We start from the raw sequence: 23,448 nt of genomic DNA, 5'->3' as shown, positions 1-23,448 counted from the left end.
GACGCGAGATGGCCCGTCTGTTTTGAAAGCAAGAAGCCGCGACCATGGCTGTGGTCGCGGCTTCTTTGTCTGAAAACCCAATACGCTTGACCGCGTAACTATTAACTATTAACTATTAACTATTAATTGCCTTTCCCTGTTCTGCCACAACTCGCGTGCCAGCTCCTGTGCTTCTTCCAGCGAAGCCGCCCGGTCCAGTCCCCATAGCGCTACCGCTACGGTCTGGATCACTGCATTTTCGCCATAGTCATCGCTCTGCTCGCCACGCCATACCGCCAGCAACGTTTGTGCATCCGGCTCACCAGGGGGGCTTTGCCGTGGCATGACGTTGTCCAGGACGGCTGCGCCTTCCAGATGTTCACCGTGGCGGATGCCGGTGATCTGGGTGCGCGCATCCGGGCGGATTTCCAGTTCGCCGCCTTCACCCTTGAATAGCAGCAGGTCCTGATCGCCGGCCAGGTCCGCGGCACCCTGGTGCAGCTCGATGTAGGCGGGGTGGAAGACGCTCTGCATGGACAGAGGAGCTCTGGCTGGATTGAGACTGCGTGCCAGAGTGTTGATGGGGGAGCGGAGACCAAGGAAGTAGCGCAGGGTGAGCAGGCGCGACAGTGGCGCGCAGAAAGTCTCCAGCGGCAGATACGCCAGGCCATGCTGATCCAGATGGACGGCGGCCTCCTGTGGGGAGCTGGCCACTGGCAGGCCAAGTTGTGGCAGAAGCTGATCGCTGTAGACCCGGTTGGGGGTATGGGCGGGGCCACCGTGGAGCAGGGTGCGGATGCCCTGGTTGGCCAGCAACAGCGCTGCCAGCAGGTACCAGGGGTGGTGTTTCTTCTTGCCCGCATAGCTGGGCCAGTCCAGGTGCACGTCGGGCAAGCTTTCCAGCGCCTGGTAGCAAACCGGGCGGCAGGCATCCAGAAAACCGGCCAGCTCTTCCGGGGTTTCTTCCTTCACCCGTAGCAACATCAGGAAAGCGCCAAGCTGAATGTCTTCCACCTGGCCATCGAGAATTGCCTGCATGGCGTCGTGGGCTTCCTCCCGGGTGAGGCTGCGCCGTGCCCTTTTACCGCGGCCAAGCGTGCGTACAAAGGGAGCAAAAGCATGTTCAGTCATGGTCAACCTCGTAGATGCCCGCCATTTCGCGCTTGTATGGGGCATGTTGCTGCGTGTGGGCGTTATATCAATACCAGCTGGTACAGGGACCGTGTTCGGCGACCAGCTCCAGCAGCTGGGCATGATCGATAACGGGCAGCACGCCGGTCGGCAAAGCCAGCGCAGGGTGTTGCAGCAGGTAGCCGTCGCCTTTCAGCGATAACCGTGAAGCAACCAGCAACCCGGCATCAGTGAAGACGCAGATATCGCCTTCCTGGTACAGGGCGTCGAATGACTGGCGCTGGGGGCTATCGGGGGAAAAACCTATCAGATGAATCATTGCGCGCCTCTCAGAACACCAGAACCTGGCTGCAATCGTCGCGCAGGGCCAGCAGCTTCTGGTCATCCAGCGTTTCCAGCGGGATCTGGGCGGCCGGTGCTGGGGCGTTTGTCACACAGCGTACGCCGAAATCCGGCAACTGAGCCAGGATGTCGCTGGGCATCAATTGCAGCTGGTCCAGGCAGGCGGTTGTCAGCCACAGGGTGGTCGGCTGCCCGAACGCTGCCCCGGTAAGCAGCATATCCAGGGTTTCCTGGAACTGGCTGGACAGCGGAGCACTGCCACTGGCGATATAGAGAATCTGATTAGCCAAACTGTAGCACCCGGTCGCTGTTGATCAGGGCATCCGCCCACTGGCCCAGCCCAGCCAGGGTGAAGCCATCGGCCAAGGTGTCTGGCACTACGCCCCGGCGCTGGGCGGCACCAACGCAGACCACAGCATCCACCGGGTTGTCCCCGAGCCATTGCTGCCATTGCTGGGCTGCATTGGCCTGGTTGCCGTCAGCGCTCCAGGCATGACGTTGTGCCAAGTGCACGGCATCCCGGTAGAAAAAGAGGCGATAGAGCTGGTGATCTGGATGGGCGGTCAGGGCCCTGGCTGCGTGGAGAGCGGTCAATGCGGCAGAGGAATCCGCTGCCGCATTGACCAGAAGGGCAAACTGCATCAATCGTCGCCGCTGAGGGCGGTAAGCAAGTGCAGCAGGGACATGAAGAGGTTATACAGGGACACGAACAGGGTCACCGTGGCCATGATGTAGTTGGTCTCGCCGCCGTGGATGATGGCGCTGGTCTGCCACATGATCAGCATTGAAGACAGCAGTACAAAAGCGGCGGAAATGGCCAGAGCCAGTGCCGGGATAGCGAAGAAGATATTCGCGATTGCCGCGACGAAAGCCACCAGAATACCGACCATGATGAAATTAGTCAGGAAGCTGAAGTCCTTCTTGGTTACCAGAGCAATGGCAGACATGGCCACGAAGATACCTGCGGTGCCGCCCAGGGCGAGGGTCACGATTTCCATGCCACCCTGCATTTGCGCGTACATGTTGATGATCGGGCCGGTGGTAAAGCCCAGCCAGCCGGTCAGGCCGAACACTGCCAGGATGCCCCAGGCGCTGTTGCGAAGCATGTTGGTGGCGAAAAGAAGACCAAAGTAGACGCCGAGGGTCAGCCAGACGTTCACAAAGCCAATGTTGCTGGCCATGGCAAACCAGGATGCGCCGGTAGCCACGATCAGTGACAGCCCCAGCAGCATATAGGTGTTCTTGAGTACCTGGGCCGCACGTTCCCCGGTGACGGCAGCGCCGTGCGAGGAGACGGAATAGGGGTTGGTCTGGTTATTCATGTGTTTGCACTCATCCTTGCGAATTGTTCCTGTGATAATAAGGGCGGTAACGCCAAAATCAAGCGAAGAAACATGGGAAAAAGCCTTATTTTTTGCGGCTCGTCGAGCTTTCGGCCCTGTGGGCGCTTTTGTGAAGCAAATCGCGGGCGCGAGGCAAATATTGTCATACCCTCGTAATGAATAACGAGTGGCTTGCGATAGCCACCACGGGGGAAACAATGGCAACACTCAGTCTGGCTCCGAAAGGCGAGTCGATACAGATTCACGCCGTCAGTACCGGTGCTGATATCCATCAAACATTGCTGGCGGTGCCTGCCGAGTCGGACTGGAAACCGGAAATGGTTTTCCTGCAGGCGCCAGGCTGGTGGCGTCCCGGGCGTCAGATCACGCTTTTTAATGGTCGTTATCTGGAGTGGCGAGAGAAAAAGGGGCGAAGTGACTGCACCAGGGTAATCAATCTGGCGTTCGTGAAGCCGGAGCCGGTACTTCAGCGAACAGTTGCCTGGCGGTCGATGACGGTCATGGCGTTATCCCTGTTGGTAACTGGCCTGTCTGTTTATACAGCCTGGTTGCCCGGAGTGCTCACAGGAGTTCTGTTGGCGTTGTTGTCCGGGCTTAACAGTTTGCGTTGTTCCAGTGCGAGCTTTCAGTTTGTCACCCGCCATGGCGGGGTTCCAATATTTGCATTATACCGCCAGCGGCGTGACCGCGAGCGTGTGGAAAAAGTGCTCAAGGCCATTGGCATACGTGGACGGAAAGCCTGGACTTTGTTGCCCAAAGGTAAAGCCCGGCTGGCCGCCGAGGTGGCGGAGCACCGACGACTGGCAGATTCCGGCTGTTTGTCACAGGGTGCCTACGAGGCTGCCAAGCAACGTATTTTCTCCCGTTATGCGAAAGCAAAGCCTGTTCATTCCCCAACTGATTAAGTTTCAACCAGTTGCAGGGCGTATTTGCGTAGCGCGATTGACTGACCTTATTGCTCATGTATTATTGCTGGCCTGTCCGGAGGGGTGGCAGAGTGGCCGAATGCACCGGTCTTGAAAACCGGCGACGGGAGACCGTCCGTGGGTTCAAATCCCACCCCCTCCGCCAAACAAAAAGCCCGCGCTCGAAAGAGCGTGGGCTTTTTTATGGCGAGCGGGTTGTGTTGACACCACGAGACCTACCGACCAAGCCGCTATAGGAGGCGGCTTGCGGCTGAAACGGCTTTCCTGAATCTCCTGGGGAGGGTTCGCCTGCAAGTGAAGGTTCTTTGCTTCACTCACCCCTCAGGTCGCACGTGACCTGGTGCGCTACTCCGCTGCGCTACGTTTCTACAGCGGCTCAGCCCCCAGCAAGGCGGCAAAATCCTGTAGCCCTTCCAGCTCCTGAATATCGTCTTCCAGTAACGGTAACTGGATTCTGGGTAGCCCTTTTAGCGCCTCATCCAGTTCGACCATGTGTCGTTGCTGACGCGCCAGCCTGGCGGCGAAGAAGGCGCTGTCTGCGGCATCCGGCAGTACCCGGTTAACGATGGCGCCAGCTATAGGGATATGGCTGTCGCGCAAAGTGGCAACCGCCCGGGCAGTTTCCAGTATGGGCAAGCGTTCAGGGGTCAGCACAAACAGGAAGGCAGTTTGGTCCGGGTTGCTGAGCTGCCGTCGGGTGCGGTGGAACAGGCGTTGCCTGGCCATCAGTGTCTCTGCTACTTCCCGGCTGCGTGGGTCCAGGTCGGCAGTGGCGTGTTGTGTAGGGTCCTGCATCGGGCTGTCCAGATCTTTGCCAGGGGTCAGGTGGTCGAGCACCTTTCCCAGCTTGCGGGCCTTTTGGTTGTGGCGAAGCAGGCCATCGGTCCAGGCGGCCATCACTTCCGGCAGGCTTAGCAGTCGTAGCGTATGGCCGGTGGGGGCAGTGTCGAAAATCAACAGGTCATAGTCGCGGCTGTCTTCATCAATGATGCGGGCGATTCGCTCCAGCAGGGCGGCTTCCTGGGCACCGGGAGACTGGCTGCTCAGGCGTAGCTGTTTTTCCAGTTCGCGAACCTGATCCGGGCCGGCAAAACGGCGCATCTGGGCGCTGACCCGGTCCAGGTAGGCATCCACTTCCTGGTCCGGGTCCATCTCCAGGGCCACCAGGTTGGGGGCCAAGCGGGTAGGGTGGTTGCCGATGGGGCGGGCGAAGGCATCTGCCAGGCTGTGAGCCGGGTCGGTGGACACCAGCAGCACCCGGCGTCCCTGGTCGGCGGCGCGCAGGGCCAGGGCGGAGGCGGTGGTGGTCTTTCCCACGCCGCCCTTGCCGCCGACCATCAGCAGGGATTTTTCCGCCAGCAGTTTATCCAGATTCAGTGAAGGCATCAGCAGCAGCGGAAATGGTCGAGCGGTGAGCGTTCCATGCCCATGCGGGTATGCCATTCGTGAAAACGGTCCATCAGTAATGGCTGCAGCTCCAGGGTACTCCAGGCCGCCGGGTTGGGTACCCCCATCATTTCCGCAAACACCAGCAGCATGAACAGGTCTTCCTCGTCTCGTTTGGCGCGGGCAATGGCCGCACGGTAGGGGGCGTTGTAGTACTGGGTCCCCAGCTCGCCCAGGCGGCGGAAAAACAGCCGGGTCTTGCCGGGCATCAGATTCTCTCCGGTGGGGCGTTGAAGGCCCGTTTCAGGGCGGCGGCGCACTCCAGTGTGACCAGCAGGGCCGCCACCAGGACCACCAGATCCAGCCCCAGCAAAAACCAGTCGGACTTGTCATAGAAGCTCTTTAGCTGGATCAGCAGGGCGTACAGGGTCATTACCAGTAGAAACACCAGTGGCGCCAGAGTGTAAATGGCGGGGCGCCCCCGTTTGACCAGCATGATGGTGATCACCAGCAGAGTCAGGCCGGCAAGCAACTGGTTGGTGGTGCCGAACAAGGGCCAGATCAGCAGGCCTCCGGAGCCATCTGCGCCGCCGGCCCCGAAGGCCAGCAGCAGGCAGCTGGCAACCGCCAGCAGGGTGGCGGGCAGCGGCCGGGTCAGCCATTTCTGCTGATAAATTTCTCCCCATTCCTGGAAGATGTAGCGCTGCAGACGTAAGCCTGTGTCCATGGTGGTGCCGGCAAACAGCGCGGCCATGACGGTCAGCAGGGTGGCAGCCACGCCCACATCCATACCGGTACCGCCGGCAAGAATGTTGGCGCCACCGTTGACGAAGGCGGTGAGGCTGCCATCCCCAAAAGCGGTGTAAACGGCCTGCCAGTCAGCCAGAGTGGCGAAGCCTGCGGTAGCAGCGATGATGGCCGCCAGAGCGAGAGCGCCTTCACCTACGGCCCCGAAATAGCCGACAAAGCGGGCATCCGGTTCCTTGTCCAGCTGTTTGGAACTGGTGCCGGAGGCCACCAGGCCATGGAAGCCGGAAATGGCACCACAGGCGATGGTGACGAACAGCAGAGGCAACAATGATGGTGTGCCGGCGGGTACATCGTTGTTAATCATGGGGGCGACCACCTGCGGGTTGCCAATCAGTACAGCACCATAGAGCAGGATAAGACCCACGAACAGTTGCAGGCCATTGATGTAATCACGGGGCTGCAGCAGGACCCACACGGGTAATAGGGAGGCGATGGCCGCATAGGCGAACAGCAGCAGAATCCAGCTCGCATTGGCGGACAGGCCCATGACCTGCTGCGGCAATTCCACGGGCACCTGCGGACCGATGTAGATCAGGCTGTACAGGGCAATGACACCCACCACGGAAACCACCCCGAGGCCAATAACCCGGCGGTAGATCAACTGTCCGATCACCAGCGCCACAGCGATGGCGCCCCATACCGGTACCACGGCCCCCGGGTTGTTGATCAAAAGCTTGGCGATGACCACCCCGAAAACCGCGTTGACCATCAGCAACACCAGGAAGATGACGATCATGAACACCGTGCGGGCACGACGTCCGACGACTTCACCGGTCAGGGAGCCAACGGACTTTGCCCGGTTGCGCACACTGGCCCAGAGGGCGCCACTGTCGTGGACACCGGCAAAGAAAACGGTGCCCAGCACCACCCACAGAAAGGCGGGCAGCCAGCCCCAGATCACCGCGATCGCCGGGCCGACAATGGGCGCGGCGCCAGCCACGGAGGTGAAATGATGCCCCCACAGCACAAAGCGATTGGTGGGCACAAAGTCCACGCCATCCTCATATTCATGGGCGGGGGTACGGAAATTGGGGTCCAGCTTGTAGATGCGTGTAGCGATAAAGCGGGAGTACAATAAATATCCGGCGGCCATGCCACCCAGGCCGAGCAGAAGCAGAACGATTGCGCTCATGGGGTGCCTTTTGTCATTGTCGCTGTTGGAGCCCGATTGGGACGTATACAGGGCATATGGTTAGTGCTTTTGATGCGGGCGTCAACGCGACCAATGGCTAATGAATAACGCTTCATGTGTTTGCATGGCTGTAGAATGATTCGGGAAATCACCGTGCAGAGCGGATACTGAGCAGGCATTCAATAAAAATTTCGAGGTGGCGTGAGATATGTCATCGTTTGTTAACAAGGCCCTATGCATGCGGGTGCACAGACGCTACCCTTCGGGCCTTACTGAAAAAGAAGTGGGTAAAGGAATTACCCGGGGGAAGCAGTAATGATCAAAGTATTGGTAGTGGACGACCATGATCTGGTCAGAACCGGCATTGCCAGAATGCTGGATGAAGTGGACGGCTTGCGGGTGGTTGGCGAAGCCAGTTCCGGTGAGCAGGCTGTACAGATGGCCAAGGATACGGTGCCGGATGTGGTGCTGATGGATATCAAGATGCCTGGCATCGGCGGCCTTGAAGCAACCCGTAAACTATTGCGTGTGGATGAGGGCATCCGTGTGATTGCCGTGACCATGTGCGAGGAAGAGCCGTTTCCCTCCCGTTTGATGAAGGCCGGTGCCGCCGGCTACATGACCAAGGGCGCTGACCTGGAAGAAATGGTCCGGGCCATCAAGATTGTCACCACCGGGCAGCGCTATATCAGCCCGGAAATTGCCCAGGCCATGGCTCTCAAGCCGTACACCGGTGACGATGCCTCCTTGCTGGATATGCTCTCTGAGCGCGAGTTGCAGATCATGATGATGATCGTCAACTGCCACAAGGTGCAGGATGTGGCTGACAAACTGTGCCTGTCGCCAAAAACCGTTAATACCTACCGTTACCGTATCTTCGACAAGCTGGGCGTGACCAGCGATGTGGAAATGGCATTGCTGGCGGTTCGCCATGGGATGCTGGACGCGGTGGAGAACACGGTTCCCTGATCGCAATTTAAGGTGTCACGGGAAACAGGCAACAGGCCGTGCGAAGCTGTTACACTTTCGCAGCAGTAACTGGTCGAGACGTTTCCCTTGTCAGAGTTTGACTCCCAACATTTTCTGGATCATTGCGCCCGCAAGCCGGGCGTCTACCGCATGCTCAATGAAGAGGGTGATGTCCTCTATGTGGGCAAGGCGCGTAATTTACAGGCCCGACTGAGCAGCTATTTCCAGAAAAACATTACCAGCCCCAAGACCCGTGCCCTGGTGGCACGTATTGCCAGTGTCCAGACCACGGTCACCGGCAGTGAAGCGGAGGCTCTGCTGCTGGAGCAATCGCTGATCAAGGAGCTGCGGCCGCCCTATAATATTCTGCTTCGCGACGACAAGTCCTATCCCTATATCCGTATTACTACCTCGGACCGGTTCCCGCGCATTACCTTTCACCGCGGTAGTCGCCGTAGCGGCAGCCACTACTTTGGCCCTTACCCCAGCGGAGGTGCCGTGCGCGAAGCGCTTTCACTGGTGGAAAAGGTGTTCCAGGTGCGCAACTGCAGCGACAGCTATTTTCGCAATCGGACACGACCCTGCCTGCAGCATCAAATCAATCGTTGTACTGCTCCCTGTGTGGGGCTGGTCAGTGAGGAGGCCTATGCGCATCAGGTGAAGCTTGCCATGGATTTCCTGGATGGGCGCAGCAGAGAGGTAGTAGAGCAGCTCAGTGCAGAAATGGATGCTGCTGCTCAGGCCCTGGATTTCGAGCGGGCAGCCATCATTCGCGATCAACTCGCGGCGATCCAATCTGTTCAGCAAAAACAGTACGCGGAAACAGGGCAGGGCAATCTGGATGTGGTGGCCATTGATAGCCGCCATGGTCTGGCAGTGGTGGAAGTGTTGATGATTCGCGGTGGCAGGATTCTCGGCCATCGCACTTTCCGGCCGGATACTCGGGGCGAAGAGGATCAAAACGAAATTTTGGAGGCGTTCCTGGCCCAATATTATTTGGGTGACCGGGAAGATCCGGTGTTGCCCCAGGAAATTCTGCTGGGCCTGGAGCCGGTGAGTGCCGAGGCATTGCAGCAAGCGTTGAGCCGCCATTGGGGCAAGAAGGTGCGTTTGGCATGGCGAGTCCGAGGGGAGCGAGCTGCCTGGATCGACATGGCACAGACCAATGCCCAGCAATCCCTGGCGGCGGAGCTGGCGGCTCGCGAGCACATGGAGCAGCGCTTCCTGGCCCTGGAGGCTCTGCTTGGGGCGGATCAACCCGTCCGCCGCATTGAGTGCTTCGATATCAGTCATACCCAGGGGGAAAAGGCAGTGGCGTCCTGTGTGGTATTTGACCAACAGGGCGCCAGGAAAACCGATTATCGCCATTTCAATGTGGCGCCGGCCCATGCTGGTGATGATTACGAGGCACTGGAAGAGGCCGTGCGGCGTCGCTATCAACGAGTGCTCAAGGAGCAGGCCAGGCTGCCGGATCTTCTGTTGATTGATGGCGGCAAGGGCCAGATGCAGCGCGCCTGGGATGTGATGCAAGAGCTGGCATTGCAGGGCCGTGTTCGGGTAATGGGCATCGGCAAGGGCCCCAGCAGACGGCCCGGCTTTGAAGTGTTGTATCTGCCTGACGGTCAGGAGCTGGTGCCGGGGCCTTCGCATTCTGCTCTGCACCTGTTGCAGCAGGTCCGCGATGAGGCTCACCGTTTCGCACTCACCGGTCACCGGGCGAGGCGGGGCAAGACTCGAAAGCAGTCCTCCCTGGACGAAATCCCCGGTATCGGGCCGAAGCGCCGTAAAGCGCTTCTGACCCATTTTGGTGGCCTCAAGCAGTTACGCAATGCCTCGGCTGGCGAGCTGGCCAGGGTGCCGGGGATCAACGCCCAGATGGCACAAACCCTTTATGACTGGTTTCATGACTAGGGGATGGTGAGGGTGGTGCCGAAAACCCGGTGACTCGGACTGACGCGGCAGTGGTCGCAAAATGGGCAATGAGTCACACCGGGCTTTCCGTTATACTGGCTCTTTCGGCCTGTTAGAGTCTGCTTAGCCCATTATGGCAGATGTTTATGCTGGCCATGCCCTGCATCCGTGTCTTTTCGAGGCTTTTCAGGCATCGTGGCGGAGCAGCGGGGTATCAACAGGCCCTTATTTTGGCGGTAGTACCTATGCAGAAAACGAGCCCGATCCTGAATTTGCCCAATATCCTTACCATGATTCGTGTGTTGGCAATTCCCGTTCTGGTTCTGGTGTTCTACTTGCCCTTCAAGTGGAGCGATATGTGCGCGGCGGCGCTGTTTCTGGCCGCTGGCGTCACGGACTGGCTCGATGGGTACCTGGCTCGTCGCCTGAATCAGACCAGCCCCCTGGGAGCCTTTCTGGACCCGGTGGCAGATAAGCTGATCGTCGGCGTGGCTTTGGTCATGCTGGTGCAGGTTCATGCAACGGCCTGGTTGGCAGTGCCAGCCATGGTGATTGTGTCCCGTGAAATTGCGGTGTCCGCTCTGCGTGAATGGATGGCGGAACTGGGTCAGCGGGGCAGGGTGGCGGTGAGTCAGCTTGGCAAGATAAAGACGGTAACCCAGATGACGGCGATCACCTTGTTGCTGGCGCAGAAGCCCGGTTTTGATGCGCTGGGAGATATCGTCATGACCCCCTGGCTGTGGCTCAGCTACGGGCTGCTCTATCTGGCTACGGCGTTGACGCTGTGGTCCATGGGCTCTTATCTGCGTGCCGCCGCCCCGGAGTTACTGAAAAGCGGAGACTGAGTCGTCTTCATCGGGGGGCTGTAAGTCCAGGTCAGGGTAGAATCGAAGGTTTTTTAGTCAAAGTGCTGAAAAATCAGAAAAAACCATCAGGCTCGGGTTGACAGTGAGGGGGTGATGGGTAGAATTCTCCCCGCAACGAAGCATGCTTCGCGGCAAAAAAAGCGGGAATAGCTCAGCTGGTAGAGCACAACCTTGCCAAGGTTGGGGTCGCGAGTTCGAATCTCGTTTCCCGCTCCAATTTCTCTCCGGTTTCGCCGGTTGGAAATCAAAACCCAAGTCTCTCACAGCCCACCTGAGAGCATGAAAGTCCTCGATCTCCACGGACTTTTCCCGGCGCGGTGGCAGAGTGGTTATGCAGCGGACTGCAACTCCGTGTACGCCGGTTCGATTCCGACCCGCGCCTCCAATTATTGACCCGCACGGTCACCGCCCGGGTGGCGAAATTGGTAGACGCAACGGACTTAAAATCCGTTGACCTTTGGTCGTGCGGGTTCAAGTCCCGCCCCGGGCACCAGCTTTTCCCGTCAGCACTTCTCCCAAGTTTCCTGTTGTCTCCCTCCATGGCCTTAGGCCATCACCGCTAGTCGGAAAAAATTTCAGTCAAATCAAGCATCTGGTTACGCAACTTCAGGCACTTTATTGCCGTATTGCCAGGCTTTCTGGTAGCCTCACACTTTAGTCTTAGCCTGAACCCACCATGAAGTCACGGTTTCAGGCCTGGCCCTTTCGGGGGGCACCGAGAACAAAAAGCCGGAAAGGCGAGAGGGCTATCTGAATGAACTGGTTCCAGAACCTGTCTGTGCGGCTGAAGATTTTGTCTGTAGCCGGGCTGGGCATTGTGTTGTTTGTCGTCTATGCGGCCTACAGCTTCTACATTGCCGAAACCAATATTGATCACCTCAAGCGTATCGAGAAGCAGGATTTTCCGGTTCTTGAGCTTGTTAACGCTAATAATGTGGATTTCATCGCCATTAGTGAATCCTTCATTGCGGCGATCACCCAGGCCGACCCGGACCTTCTGCAGGAAGCACAGAGTCGTGCCGCCGAATTTGAGCAACGGCTGGCGGATATTCGCCGCACCGACCCGAGCCTGTCAGACGGTGTGGAGAACTTGCGTCGCAGTTTCAGTGCGTATATCAGTGAGGCCACCACCCTGGCCCGAGGCCTGATCAACAACAATGCAGCCTCGGACGATCTTTATCAGCGCATCAGCCATGTTCGTGGCCTCCAGGATGCCTACGAAACGCACCAGAAAGTGTTTGAAAAACAGCGTTATGAAGCGTTCCGTGAAACGCTGAATTCAAGCCGTTCGGATAATCTCAGTACCCAGAAAATAGGCCTTTTTCTGGGGCTGGTAGCCTTTACCCTGCTTGCTCTGATCGCTTTGCGAGTCACCCGCGCTATTACCTTGCCGCTGGAGGGGGCAGTTAACGCGGCGGACAATATTGCCAATGGAAAATGGGATACCAAGATCGAGAAGGGCGGCCGTGATGAAACCGGTCACCTTCTGCATGCCATTCGCAAGATGCGTGATTCACTGATAAAGCGTCATACCGAGGATCGCCGCCAGGAAACTATCAAGAATCATCTTGCCGAGCTAAATAACCGCATGCGTGGTGAGATGAGTTTCGAGCAACTCGGCAACAATATGCTCAGCTTCCTGGTGCCGGTTCTGGAAGCTCAGGTGGGAGCATTTTACAGCTTCGACCCGGCTACAGAGCAGCTCACTCTGAGCAGCTCTTATGCCATGCAGCGTCGCAAGCATCTGGCGAATACGTTCAAGCTGGGCGAATCCCTGGTTGGCCAGTGTGCTCTGGAGCGTAAAAGTATTCTGCTTGAGCAGGTGCCAGAGGATTACATCAGTATCTCGTCGGGTACCGGCACCGGTCAGGCCCGCAATGTGATGGTGATGCCGGTTGTCCATGATGATGAAATCAAGGGCGTTCTCGAAATCGGCGCTTTCCGTGAATTCAGTGATGAAGACCTGACATTCCTGGAGCAGTGCGTGTCAGTGATAGCGGTATCTGTTCATAGCGTGCAAAGTCGCATGCGTCTGGCACAGATGCTTGAACAAACCCAGGAACAGGCGGTGGCCCTGGAGCGGCAGAAAGAGGAAATGGCCCAGGTCAACGAGGACCTGGAAGAACAGGCCATGGAGCTTTCCGCCTCTGAATCGCGTCTACAGCAGCAGCAGGAAGAGCTCAAGGCGATCAACGAAGAACTGGAATCCCAGACCCAGGCCCTGCGTGCCTCGGAAGAAAGCCTCCAGGCCCAGCAGGAAGAATTGCGCGTCACCAATGAGGAGCTGGAAGCTCAGGCCCGTTTGCTCACCGAACAGAAGAGCGAGATGGCGCAGAAGAATGATGAGCTCGAATTATTGCGCCATGAACTGGAAGACAAGATCCGTGAGCTGGAAATGTCCTCCAAGTACAAATCCGAGTTTCTCTCGACCATGAGTCATGAGTTGCGCACACCGCTCAACTCCATCCTGATCCTCTCCAATGCCCTGGGCCAGAACAAGAAAGGCAATCTTGATGACAAGCAGGTGGAGCATGCACAGGTTATCCATTCCGCGGGCTCTGATCTGCTCAGCCTGATCAACGATATTCTCGATATTTCCAAGATCGAGGAAGGCAAGATGGATGTCATCATTGATGATCTGTCTGCCCAGGAAATCGGTGAGCATTTCCGGCGCAACTTTGCGCATGTGGCAGAAAGCCGAAATCTGGATTTCCATGTCAATCTTGGTGAAAACCTGCCGGATTATTTCTACACCGATCGCCAGCGCCTTGAGCAGATTATCAAGAATCTGCTGTCCAATGCTCTGAAGTTCACCGAGCAAGGCTCGGTGACCCTGACCATTGCACGCCCAGAGGAAGACGAAACCCTGCCGTCCCGTCACCTGTTGCGAGACAAGACTATCAAGTTCGCCGTTACCGACACGGGGGCAGGGATCCCGGCCGAAAAGCAGAAGCTTATTTTCGAAGCTTTCCAGCAGGCTGATGGCACTACCAGCCGCAAATATGGCGGTACCGGCCTGGGACTGACAATTTCCCGTGAGTTGGCACGTCTGCTTGGCGGCGAAATCAGCCTTTACAGTGACGGTGAAGGCGCTGGATCCACTTTCATGCTTTATTTGCCGGAAGGAACTGCAGAATCCATGGATGCCCCTGCTGGAGAGGCACCCAGTGCAGCGGATATTGGCAGTAATGCAGAAGCGCATACTGCCGCGCTGACCCAGACAGAAGCCGGTCGCGATGATTTTGTGGTACGGGAAAAAACTGTTCTGATCGTTGAAGACGATAGCGAATTTGCCACGGTTCTGCTTGATCTGGCCGCTGATTATGGCCTTGAAGGACATATCTGCTCTGACGGTGAGGCTGGGCTGGAATACGCCAGCCATTACCGACCGAGTGCGATAATTCTGGATATCGGGCTCCCCGGTATCGACGGTTGGCAAGTAATGGAGAAGCTCAAGGCCGACCCCCGCACCAAGGACATCCCGGTACACTTCCTGTCTGGCCGGGATGAGCGCAAGAAAGCCCTGGAGCTGGGGGCCATCGACTTCCTCACCAAGCCGGCCAAGCAGGACGACATTCTCTCAGCTTTTGCCAAGATCGAAGGGGCTATCGAGACCAATGTGCGCCGGTTGTTGGTAGTGGAAGACAGCGAGATCCAGCACGAAAGCATCCGTGAGCTGTTTGACCAGAAAGGGGTGGAAATTACAGCAGCGACCAGCGGCGAGGAAGCTCTGAAGGCTCTCCGTGAAACAGTATTCGATTGCATGATTCTGGATCTGACTCTGCCCGACATGAGTGGCTTCGAGCTGCTGGAAACCCTCCATGCCAGTGAGAGTTACGACAGCGTTCCGGTGGTAATCTATACCGGCAAGGACATGACGCGGGAAGAGGAAGCAAAACTGCGTAAATACGCTGACCGCATCATCCTCAAGACGGAGCGCTCCCATGAACGCCTGCTGAACGAGGCGTCTCTGTTCCTGCACTGGCTGGAATCCACGTTGCCAGCCAACCGTCGTCCCAGCACCGATGCGATTGAGCATCGCGATGATATCTTCGAAGGCAAACAGCTGTTGTTGGTGGACGATGACATGCGCAATATCTACGCGCTGTCAGCCCAACTGGAAGAGCTGGGCTTTGATATCACCATCGCCAATAATGGCCGCGAGGCGCTGGACGTTCTTGAGGAGCATCCGGAGATGGATATCGTGCTGATGGACATCATGATGCCGGAAATGGATGGCTACGAAGCCATGACGCATATCCGCGAACAGGCCCGTTTCCAGAAGTTACCCATCCTGGCACTTACGGCCAAGGCCATGAAAGATGACCGCGCCAAGTGTATCCAGGCGGGCGCCAATGATTACTGCTCAAAACCGATTGATATGGCGAAACTCACCTCGCTTTTGCGGGTCTGGCTTCATAAATAGGCGCTTGAGGATCGATGAATGGCTGAGCCTTACCCCATCGACGATGACGAGATCAGTGTCGAGGACATTGAGATCCGGCTATTGCTGGAGGCGATCTACCAGATGTATGGGTATGATTTTCGCTCCTACAGTAAGGCCTCCATTCGTCGTCGGGTCATGCACCGAATGACCATGTCTGGTTTTGCTTCTATTATGGAAATGACAGATAAGGTGCTGCGGGACCGGCCGTTTTTCGTAACCTTGCTCAATGATCTGACCGTCAATGTGACCGAGATGTACCGGGATCCTGAGTTCTATCGTGCCTTCCGTGACGAGGTGGTACCGGTATTGAAGACCTTCCCCTTCATCAAGATATGGCATGCCGGTTGCTCAACTGGCGAGGAAATTTACTCCATGGCCATACTTCTGGAGGAAGAGGGTCTCTACGATCGCGCCATGATCTATGCCACCGATATCGACAAGAATGTACTGGCCTCGGCCAAAAAGGGCATTTATTCCATTGAGGCGGTAAAGCAGTATGGTGACAATTATCGCCGGGCAGGAGGTCGACACTCCCTGTCAGACTACTTCACCGCACGCTATGACAGTGTGATCATGGAGCAGCGCCTCAAGCGCAATATCGTTTTTGCCGACCATGACCTGGCTACGGATCAGGTTTTTGGTGAAATGCACGTTATCCTGTGCCGCAATGTGCTGATCTACTTTGACCGTGCCCTGCAGGCCAGGGTAATCCGGCTGTTCAGTGATAGCCTGGACATGGGCGGCTATCTCTGCCTGGGCACCAAGGAGAGCCTGCGTTTTAGTGGTCAGGAAGAAACTTTTGATGTGATTAACAAACCGCTGCGGATTTTCCGCAAACGGCAATTACTTCACCACGCATGACTAGAGACAACCGATGATAGAGCAGAAACTGCTACTCGTGGATGACCAACCCGCCAACCTGGTGTCGCTAGAGGCAGTCCTGGAAGGCGAGGGGCGCACCCTTATCAAGGCGCATTCCGGCCAGGAAGCATTGAAGATTCTGCTTAAGGAAGATATTTCCCTGGTGCTGCTGGATGTGCAGATGCCGGGTATGGATGGCTTTGAAGTCGCGGAATTGATGCGTCAGCGCAAGGACACGCAAACCATCCCCATTATTTTTGTTACCGCCATCAGCAAGGAAAAGAAATATGTATTCAAAGGCTATCAGGCCGGCGCTGTAGATTATCTTTTCAAGCCCCTCGATCCATTGATTCTAAAGAGCAAAGTGGATTTCTTCCTGAGCCTGGACAAACAGCGGCGTGAGTTGCAGCAAAAGCTGCGTGAAGCACAGGCCCATCGAGCTGCCTATGAGGCCGGTAAGACCCAGCGCGGGGAGGGTAGTGGTAACTCATCGTGATGGACAGGATCGGGCCGGTAAAGGCGATTGTCATGGGAGCCTCCTGGGGAGGCCTTAATGCGTATACACGCATCCTGTCAGCATTGCCTGTGGGCTTTCCGGCCGCAATTCTGCTGGTTCAGCATCAACATGCCAGCGCAGAAAATCGTCTGCCCTGGTTGCTGGCTCGGTACTGTCAGTTGCCGGTGATAGCGCCGGAAGACAAAGAAGAAATTCAACCTGGCTGTGTATATGTGGCACCTCCGGGTTATCACATGCTGGTGGAAGAGGATGAGACACTGGCATTTTCTGCCGGAAGGCCCGTGCTGTTTTCCCGGCCATCGGTAGACGAGTTGTTTCTTTCGGCAGGGGCGGTATACGGAAAACAGCTGGCAGCGGTTATTCTTACTGGCGCCAATGAAGATGGAGCAAAAGGGATTGACTATATTCGCCGTCGTGGCGGATTTACCATCGCTCAGTCACCGGTAAGCGCAGAAGCACCGGCAATGCCCGAAGCGGCAATAAAAACAGGTGCAGTTTCCAGAGTGCTCGATCTCGAAGCAATCGGGCCCTTTCTGGCAGAACAGGTTGCAGGGTAGTAGACCTATGAAGCAAAACATTTTGGTTGTGGATGACCACAGGGAAAATCTTATTGCCCTCGAAGCAATTCTCGATGGGGAAGGGCGTAATCTCGTCATGGCGCAATCGGGCAATGAAGCCCTCTCATTGGCGCTCAAATACGATTTTGCGCTGGTGCTGCTGGATGTGCAGATGCCGGAAATGGACGGCTTTGAAGTCGCCGAGCTGATGCGCAAGAACAAGAAGACTCACCATATTCCCATCATTTTCGTTACCGCCATTTCGAAAGAGCAGAAATACGTTTTCAAGGGTTACGAATGTGGCGCCGTGGACTATCTGTTCAAGCCCATTGATCAGAAGATACTCGAAGCCAAGGTTAACGTCTTTCTTGAGCTGGATCGTCAGCGCAAGAAACTGCAGCAGGCCGTGATCCAGATGAAACGGCTGAAAGACGAGAATGAGCGTCTGTTGCATGCATTGGGCGAGGCTCTCATCGGTGCCGATGCCCGAGGTAAGGTGTCTTTCTGCAATGAAGCGGCCTGTGCTTTGCTGCGCAGTCCTCGTGATGAGCTGGTCGGTAAGGATATCGCTGCGCTGATCTTCAACGATGATACTGGCAGGCGTCGCTGGGAGTGGAAGGATTCACCGCTACGGCAGGCCTGCCAGCAGGGTGAAGGCTGGAAAAACGAACACAGTCTCTACACACAGGACGAAGATGGGCTGGTAGCCTTGTCAGTAAGGGGCAACGCGATTACCGATGATGCCGGTAATTTTACCGGTGTTGTTATTGTGCTGCGCAAGGCTGACGATGAAAATGATGTAAGAGACAGCCGCAAGGACCATCGTCGCCACCCCCGCAAGAAACTGTTTAGGGAAATGGTGGTGTTTGATCGCAGCACTGGTGGTAACGTGGGGCGGCTGATGAATATCAGTCTTGACGGGTTCAAATTGTTTACCCGCAGGGAGCTTCCCCAAGGCGAGGTTTTACAGATGGGCATGGTGCTTCCGGACCAGATTGCCGGGGTTAATACCATCAGCTTTGATGCCCGGGTGGTGTGGTCGGAAATTCTGGATGCGCCAGGGGAATACCAGGTGGGTTTCCAGTTCATGGAGCTGACAGAGATCACAGCGAATGTGATCGAGAATTTGATGGACAAATACTGAAATGAGCGAGCACATCGAGACGCAGGAAAATCAGGACCTTCCCCCGTCATTGCTGCCTTATGGCTTTGCCAGGCGCTATGGTGTGCTGCTGCGTGAGAAAGGCGGTCGTCGTGAATTATGCTATCGAAAGGACGTGCCGCTTTCTGCCCTCAGTGAGGTACAGCGTCATATTGGCAGGTTGCCAGCGTTGGTGCCCATGGATGATGCGGCGTTTGCTTCTGCCATGGCCATTGCTTACGAGCAGCAGCGCGGGGCCGCTGCGGAAGCAGCCGATGACCTTGAAGGACTGGATCTGGCCAGTTTGGCAGATTCTCTACCGGAAACCTCGGACCTGCTTGAGCAGGAAGACGATGCACCAATCATCCGACTGATCAATGCTTTGTTGCAGGAGGCGATCCGCGAGGACGCTTCTGATATACACATTGAAACGTTCGAGCGCCGCCTGGTTGTTCGTCTTCGGGTGGATGGGGTGCTTCGTGAAATCCTTACTCCAAAACGGGAACTGGCACCGTTGTTGGTTTCACGGATCAAGGTAATGGCACGGCTGGATATCGCCGAAAAACGGATTCCCCAGGATGGGCGTATTTCCCTGAGAATCGGCGGTCGTGATGTGGATGTGCGGGTATCGACCATGCCATCCAGTAATGGAGAGCGGGTGGTGTTGCGTCTGCTGGACAAGCAGGCAGGGCGCCTCCAGTTGTCCCATCTGGGCATGGGGGACGTGTGTGACCAGCAGATGCGTGAGCTTATTCATAAGCCCCACGGCATTATCCTGGTTACCGGGCCCACAGGTTCCGGTAAAACCACCACCCTGTATGCCTCACTGGCGGATCTCAACGATAGCACCCGCAATATCTTGACCGTGGAAGATCCCATCGAATACCAGCTTGAAGGTATCGGTCAAACTCAGGTCAATACCAAGGTGGACATGACCTTTGCCCGTGGGTTGCGCGCGATTCTTCGTCAGGATCCAGATGTGGTAATGGTAGGTGAGATCCGGGATCTGGAAACTGCAGAAATTGCCGTACAGGCATCACTGACCGGTCATCTGGTGCTGTCCACTCTGCATACCAATACCGCCGTTGGCGCGGTTACCCGCCTGCAAGACATGGGCATCGAGCCATTTCTGCTTTCCAGCTCATTGCTTGGCGCACTGGCGCAAAGGCTGGTGCGGGTCCTGTGTGATGATTGCAAAACGCCCTACCAGCCCAGCGCCAGCGAGCTGAAAATGATGGGGTTGCCGGAAGACGAATCCTGCACGCTTTATCACCCCAAGGGCTGCGATGCCTGTAATCAGCAAGGCTACCGGGGGCGAACCGGTATCTACGAGCTGGTGCTGGTTGATGAGACCATGCGTCAGCTGATTCACGATCGGGCCGGTGAGCTGGAATTGAACCGACACGCCCGTACCCTTACCAGTGGCATCCGTGAGGATGGCTGGCGTAAAGTACTGGCTGGACACACCAGTGTGGAAGAAGTGCTGCGTGTGACCCGCGAGGACTGACCGGACCCCTGATCCATGCCTGCATTCGAATATCGATCCCTGGATCACAGGGGAAAAATTAAAAAAGGCACTCTGGAAGCAGATAGTGCTCGCCAGGTGCGTCAACAGCTCCGTGACAAGGGCTGGGTACCCATTGAAGTCAATGAAGCCCAGGACAGCAGCAGCTCCGCGGGTCTGGGACGCTTTTCCGCGTCCGGTAAGCTCAACGGTGCAGAACAGGCGCTGCTGACTCGCCAGCTTGCTACCCTCCTAAAATCTGGCCTGCCCGTAGAACAGGCACTGTCTGCAGTGGCCAAGCAGGCCTCCAATGATCGTATCGAACGGATTATTCTGGCGGTGCGCGCCAAGGTACGCGAGGGTTTCAGCCTGGCTCACAGCTTTGAGTCCTTTCCTCGTGCCTTCCCGGAGATGTACCGGGCAACGGTGTCTGCGGGGGAGCAAAGCGGGCACCTTGAGCAGGTTCTGGAACAACTGGCCGATTATCTGGAAACCCGACATGACACCGGTCGTTCGGTGGCTCAGGCCATGATCTACCCGGCGTTCATAATGGTGTTTGCTACCATCGTCATCATGTTGATGATGACCTTTGTAGTGCCCAAACTGGTGGCGGTCTTCGAAGGCCGCGACCAGGCACTGCCTATGCTGACCCGCATTGTCATGGCACTCAGTGACTTCGCCCGCGACTGGGGCTGGCTGCTGATGTTGCTTGTTATTGTGGCGGTGGTGGCCTTCATGCGCGCCATGCGTGACCCCGGGTTTCGCCTGCGGGTACACCGAAAACTGGTTACCACGCCCATGATTGGCACCATGCTGCGGGCTGCTGACAGCGCCCGCCTGGCCAGTACACTGGGCATTCTTGGCCGGTCTGGTGTTCCACTTGTTGATGCACTGTTTATCGCCGCGCAAGTGGTGGGTAATCTTGAGGTAAGGAACGCGGTCAAGAATGCCGCCGCCAAGGTCCGCGAGGGCGGTAGCCTGAGTCGGGCACTGGATGCCAGCGGTTACTTTCCGCCCATGCTGGTGCAGATGATTGCCAGTGGTGAAGCCAGTGGTGAACTGGATCATATGCTCACCCGGGCAGCGGATTACCAGGAACGGGAACTGAGTAGTACGGTCAATACTATGGTGGGGCTTCTGGGCCCCATCATGCTGCTGTTCATGGCCGGTGTGGTGGTGCTTATCGTGCTGTCGGTCATGTTGCCCATCATGCAGATGAACAATTTACTAGCCGGATAGGTGAAGGAATGAAAACGAAAGGCGCCATGTCGGGGTTTACCCTGCTGGAAATTATGGTGGTTGTGGCCATTATCGGTCTGTTGGCCGCGGTCATCGTCCCCAATGTGATCGGGCAGGGTGAAGGGGCCAAAGTAGACCTGACGAAGGCCAACATGGGCAAGATTGTCCAGCAGCTGGACCTCTACAAGTTTAATAACGGCAGTTATCCCACCAGTGAAGAAGGTCTCAATGCATTGGTTGAGCGCCCCGCGTCTGCCCGAAAATGGCCTGATGGCGGTTATCTTTCCAGCGTGCCCGAAGACGCCTGGAATAATGACTACGTCTATATAAGCCCCGGCGTTGAAGGCCCCTTCGATCTGCTTTCCCTTGGCGCCGACGGCGTTGAGGGTGGTGAAGGCTCCGATGCGGACATCAACTGGCGCGACATTCAGTAGTATGCGCATACGCCCCGTCGATCAGGCCGGATTCACGCTGCTGGAAATCATGGTAGTGGTGATGTTGATGGGGCTACTAACGGCGGTGCTGGTATCCCAGGGAAACTGGACCAGTGATGACCGGCAGCTCGAAGAGGAAGCGGCCCGCCTGGAAGATACTCTGGCACTGCTCAATGAGCGCAGCCTGTTCTCCGGTCAATTGCTGGCGCTGCGCCTGCAAACTACTGGCTGGACCCCTCTGGCCTACGACAGAATCGAAGGTGACTTTCTGCCGGTGGATGACACGGCGCTGAAGGCCCATCGGCTGCCGCCTTCACTGGAACTTGTTTGGGAACTGGATGATCTGGGCGAAGATCAGGCCAGACTGAGCGATGTGGCCGAAACCCTGGTTCAGGACGATGTCATGGCCGGGACCGGTGAAGGGTTGCTCGACGGAGAGGAAGGGGATGAATCTGATCAGGATGATGAGGTTTTTCCCCAGGTGTTTTTCTTTCCCAGTGGCGAGGTCTCGCCGCTGACCCTGACGCTTCGCGCCTATGACGATGTTGAGGCCGAACAACGTTTGCGTGTGTCTGCCCTGGGCCAGTTCAGTGATCCGGATGCAGAGAATGACGAGGAGAACGAGCCGTGAGCAGAGTGCAGAGGGGCTTTACCCTGGTGGAGGTGCTGGTCGCCGTGTCCATCCTGGCGCTGGTCATGGTTACCCTTGGCCAGAGCATGGGGGCTACTGCCCGGGCCTATACCAACATCAACGAGACCCATCTGGGGTTCCTGGTGGCGTCTGACAAGCTGGTGGAGATGCAGGTATATCAGCAATGGCCATCCACTGGCACCTCCGACAGCGAAGTTTCACGCGATGGGCGTGACTGGTGGATTGAAACCACCGTTAGCGAAGGCCCTTATCCTGATACCCGGCGTGTAGATATTGAGGTCGGGCCGCTACTGCAGGGCGATGACAAGGGTGGTATGGCCTACCGCCTGGCAAGTCTGATCGGCAAGCCTGCCTCATAATGTCAGGGCGCACTACGATCAAGGGATTCACTCTGCTGGAGATGGTTGTCACCATCGCCATTTTCGCCTTTATCTATGTGTGGGTGGCCAGTTTCCTCGGTAGTGCCCTGCAGGGTCGCGAGCAACTCAACACCAACGCCGGCATCATGGAGCGCAACCAGCGCGCCATTACCTACCTGACCCTGGATTTCGAGCAACTGATCAGCCGCCCGGTCAGGGATCCCTATGGGGACCCGCAGCCTGCCATTGTTGGCCGTGACAACTACGTGGAATTTTCCCGCCTTGGCTGGTCCAATCCCTTCGGCTTGCGCCAGCGAAGCGAAATGCAGCGGGTGATCTATGCCCTGGAAGATGGCAAGCTCTATCGCCGTTACTGGCCGGTACTGGATACCAATGTGGCCACCGAGTATCAGCAAGACGTACTTATCGACAAGGTGGCCCGCTTTACTGTGCGCTATCTGGATCGTACCCCGCAGGGCGAGTGGCAGTGGTTGGAACTCTGGCCGGATGTAGCGCTGGCAGCAGTACCTGTCTGGCAGCAGAGGTTGCCGAAAAGTATTGAGGTGGAAATTGAGCTGGAAGATGGCGACATCATTCATCGTTTCTACCGCACGGTGGTGAATCCATGGTCCTGACGGCGAAAGGAAAGCAGCAGGGTGTGGCTTTGATTATCGTGTTGATGCTATTCGCGATCCTCACCACCATTACACTGGAAATTGTTTTCCGCCAGGACCGTTTTCTGACCCGGGCGGACAACCTGCTGCAGTGGGACAAGCGCTATCAATACGCCATGGCAGCGGAAGTGGTAGCTCAGCAGGGCCTGATTGACGATCTGGATGATGATCGTAACAACAATGCCATGGTAGACGACTGTGTCGAAGAGCAGTGGGCTGTGCAGTTGCCGCCCACCCCCTATGACGATGCCATGCTCAGCGCCAGCGT

Annotated in this window: 23 protein-coding genes, 4 tRNA genes and 1 pseudogene; 20 read left to right on the top strand and 8 right to left on the bottom strand. The window is 56.8% G+C overall.

Annotated features, from left to right (window positions below; translation table 11 throughout):
* Positions 1 to 108 precede the first annotated feature (108 nt).
* From HUJ17_RS14525 to HUJ17_RS14505, 5 genes are all read right to left on the bottom strand, one after another.
* On the bottom strand, positions 109 to 1,110 hold the full coding sequence (locus HUJ17_RS14525) for a glycosyl transferase family protein (protein ID WP_290511369.1): 1,002 nt from the start codon (positions 1,108 to 1,110) through the stop codon (positions 109 to 111).
* 67 nt (positions 1,111 to 1,177) lie between these two features.
* Entirely contained in the window at positions 1,178 to 1,429 is a 252-nt protein-coding gene (locus tag HUJ17_RS14520; RefSeq protein WP_290511368.1) for a hypothetical protein, read from the bottom strand.
* 10 nt (positions 1,430 to 1,439) lie between these two features.
* Positions 1,440 to 1,742 carry a hypothetical protein gene (locus HUJ17_RS14515; RefSeq protein WP_290511367.1) on the bottom strand — a complete coding sequence of 101 codons (303 nt, stop codon included), beginning with the start codon at positions 1,740 to 1,742 and terminating at the stop codon, positions 1,440 to 1,442.
* The gene (gene tusD, locus HUJ17_RS14510; protein ID WP_290511366.1) at positions 1,735 to 2,094 is read right to left on the bottom strand and encodes a sulfurtransferase complex subunit TusD; all 360 of its coding nucleotides are present in this window, start codon (positions 2,092 to 2,094) and stop codon (positions 1,735 to 1,737) included. Before tusD ends, HUJ17_RS14515 begins: the two co-directional genes overlap by 8 nt.
* Positions 2,094 to 2,774 carry a Bax inhibitor-1/YccA family protein gene (locus HUJ17_RS14505; RefSeq protein WP_290511365.1) on the bottom strand — a complete coding sequence of 227 codons (681 nt, stop codon included), beginning with the start codon at positions 2,772 to 2,774 and terminating at the stop codon, positions 2,094 to 2,096. The genes tusD and HUJ17_RS14505 overlap by 1 nt, the downstream gene beginning before the upstream one ends.
* Positions 2,775 to 2,950: 176 nt before the next feature.
* On the opposite strand from HUJ17_RS14505, the gene HUJ17_RS14500 reads away from it, so the two are divergent.
* Entirely contained in the window at positions 2,951 to 3,700 is a 750-nt protein-coding gene (locus HUJ17_RS14500; protein ID WP_290511364.1) for a hypothetical protein, read from the top strand.
* Positions 3,701 to 3,778: 78 nt separating this feature from the next.
* A tRNA-Ser gene (locus tag HUJ17_RS14495) sits at positions 3,779 to 3,866 on the top strand.
* 221 nt (positions 3,867 to 4,087) lie between these two features.
* On the opposite strand, the gene HUJ17_RS14490 is transcribed toward HUJ17_RS14495, so the two are convergent.
* The 3 genes from HUJ17_RS14490 to HUJ17_RS14480 are packed head-to-tail and all read right to left on the bottom strand — an operon-like array spanning position 4,088 to position 7,049.
* On the bottom strand, positions 4,088 to 5,107 hold the full coding sequence (locus HUJ17_RS14490) for an ArsA family ATPase (protein ID WP_290511363.1): 1,020 nt from the start codon (positions 5,105 to 5,107) through the stop codon (positions 4,088 to 4,090).
* Complete coding sequence (locus tag HUJ17_RS14485; RefSeq protein ID WP_290511362.1) at positions 5,107 to 5,376, bottom strand: cory-CC-star protein; 270 nt, start codon at positions 5,374 to 5,376, stop codon at positions 5,107 to 5,109. The genes HUJ17_RS14490 and HUJ17_RS14485 overlap by 1 nt, the downstream gene beginning before the upstream one ends.
* Complete coding sequence (locus HUJ17_RS14480) at positions 5,376 to 7,049, bottom strand: carbon starvation protein A (RefSeq protein WP_290511361.1); 1,674 nt, start codon at positions 7,047 to 7,049, stop codon at positions 5,376 to 5,378. The genes HUJ17_RS14485 and HUJ17_RS14480 overlap by 1 nt, the downstream gene beginning before the upstream one ends.
* 315 nt (positions 7,050 to 7,364) lie before the next feature.
* Here HUJ17_RS14480 and uvrY point away from each other — a divergent pair, with 315 nt between their 5' ends.
* The 18 genes and pseudogenes from uvrY to HUJ17_RS14390 all read left to right on the top strand — a co-directional run.
* Positions 7,365 to 8,018, top strand: a complete 654-nt coding sequence (gene uvrY, locus HUJ17_RS14475) for a UvrY/SirA/GacA family response regulator transcription factor (RefSeq protein WP_290511360.1) — start codon at positions 7,365 to 7,367, stop codon at positions 8,016 to 8,018.
* Positions 8,019 to 8,105: 87 nt separating this feature from the next.
* Positions 8,106 to 9,929: an excinuclease ABC subunit UvrC gene (gene uvrC, locus HUJ17_RS14470; RefSeq protein WP_290511359.1), complete on the top strand. Its 1,824-nt coding sequence runs from the start codon at positions 8,106 to 8,108 to the stop codon at positions 9,927 to 9,929.
* 245 nt (positions 9,930 to 10,174) lie between these two features.
* On the top strand, positions 10,175 to 10,774 hold the full coding sequence (gene pgsA / locus HUJ17_RS14465) for a CDP-diacylglycerol--glycerol-3-phosphate 3-phosphatidyltransferase (RefSeq protein WP_290511358.1): 600 nt from the start codon (positions 10,175 to 10,177) through the stop codon (positions 10,772 to 10,774).
* A 161-nt stretch (positions 10,775 to 10,935) separates the two neighbouring features.
* Positions 10,936 to 11,011, top strand: a tRNA-Gly gene (locus HUJ17_RS14460).
* Positions 11,012 to 11,106: 95 nt separating this feature from the next.
* Positions 11,107 to 11,180: transfer RNA gene (locus tag HUJ17_RS14455), tRNA-Cys, on the top strand.
* Positions 11,181 to 11,202: 22 nt separating this feature from the next.
* Positions 11,203 to 11,288 (top strand) — tRNA-Leu (locus HUJ17_RS14450).
* 261 nt (positions 11,289 to 11,549) lie between these two features.
* Positions 11,550 to 15,221, top strand: coding sequence for a response regulator (locus HUJ17_RS14445; protein WP_290511357.1), 3,672 nt, complete (start codon positions 11,550 to 11,552; stop codon positions 15,219 to 15,221).
* A gap of 18 nt (positions 15,222 to 15,239) precedes the next feature.
* The gene (locus HUJ17_RS14440) at positions 15,240 to 16,103 is read left to right on the top strand and encodes a protein-glutamate O-methyltransferase CheR (protein WP_290511356.1); all 864 of its coding nucleotides are present in this window, start codon (positions 15,240 to 15,242) and stop codon (positions 16,101 to 16,103) included.
* 13 nt (positions 16,104 to 16,116) lie between these two features.
* Positions 16,117 to 16,599 (top strand): response regulator, encoded by a 483-nt coding sequence (locus tag HUJ17_RS14435; RefSeq protein ID WP_290511355.1) that lies wholly within the window; start codon positions 16,117 to 16,119, stop codon positions 16,597 to 16,599.
* Entirely contained in the window at positions 16,599 to 17,177 is a 579-nt protein-coding gene (locus HUJ17_RS14430; protein ID WP_290511391.1) for a chemotaxis protein CheB, read from the top strand. Before HUJ17_RS14435 ends, HUJ17_RS14430 begins: the two co-directional genes overlap by 1 nt.
* A 7-nt stretch (positions 17,178 to 17,184) precedes the next feature.
* Positions 17,185 to 18,321, top strand: a complete 1,137-nt coding sequence (locus tag HUJ17_RS14425) for a response regulator (protein ID WP_290511354.1) — start codon at positions 17,185 to 17,187, stop codon at positions 18,319 to 18,321.
* A gap of 1 nt (position 18,322) precedes the next feature.
* The gene (gspE, locus tag HUJ17_RS14420; RefSeq protein ID WP_290511353.1) at positions 18,323 to 19,825 is read left to right on the top strand and encodes a type II secretion system ATPase GspE; all 1,503 of its coding nucleotides are present in this window, start codon (positions 18,323 to 18,325) and stop codon (positions 19,823 to 19,825) included.
* A 15-nt stretch (positions 19,826 to 19,840) separates the two neighbouring features.
* The gene (gene gspF, locus HUJ17_RS14415; RefSeq protein ID WP_290511352.1) at positions 19,841 to 21,061 is read left to right on the top strand and encodes a type II secretion system inner membrane protein GspF; all 1,221 of its coding nucleotides are present in this window, start codon (positions 19,841 to 19,843) and stop codon (positions 21,059 to 21,061) included.
* Between the two features lie 8 nt (positions 21,062 to 21,069).
* Positions 21,070 to 21,495 (top strand): type II secretion system major pseudopilin GspG, encoded by a 426-nt coding sequence (gspG, locus tag HUJ17_RS14410; protein ID WP_290511351.1) that lies wholly within the window; start codon positions 21,070 to 21,072, stop codon positions 21,493 to 21,495.
* A 1-nt stretch (position 21,496) separates the two neighbouring features.
* Positions 21,497 to 22,126, top strand: coding sequence for a type II secretion system minor pseudopilin GspH (gspH, locus tag HUJ17_RS14405; protein WP_290511350.1), 630 nt, complete (start codon positions 21,497 to 21,499; stop codon positions 22,124 to 22,126).
* Positions 22,123 to 22,506, top strand: a complete 384-nt coding sequence (gene gspI / locus HUJ17_RS14400) for a type II secretion system minor pseudopilin GspI (RefSeq protein ID WP_290511349.1) — start codon at positions 22,123 to 22,125, stop codon at positions 22,504 to 22,506. The genes gspH and gspI overlap by 4 nt, the downstream gene beginning before the upstream one ends.
* Positions 22,506 to 23,141, top strand: a complete 636-nt coding sequence (gene gspJ, locus HUJ17_RS14395) for a type II secretion system minor pseudopilin GspJ (RefSeq protein ID WP_290511348.1) — start codon at positions 22,506 to 22,508, stop codon at positions 23,139 to 23,141. The genes gspI and gspJ overlap by 1 nt, the downstream gene beginning before the upstream one ends.
* 23 nt (positions 23,142 to 23,164) lie before the next feature.
* Positions 23,165 to 23,448 (top strand): annotated as a pseudogene (locus HUJ17_RS14390) (type II secretion system protein GspK); the annotation flags it as partial.

Origin of the sequence: Alcanivorax sp., from assembly GCF_014762765.1 — a bacterium.
GTDB lineage: Bacteria > Pseudomonadota > Gammaproteobacteria > Pseudomonadales > Alcanivoracaceae > Alcanivorax.
The sequence above is the reverse complement of the archived record's forward strand: the minus strand, read 5'-3'. Positions and strand labels throughout refer to the sequence as shown.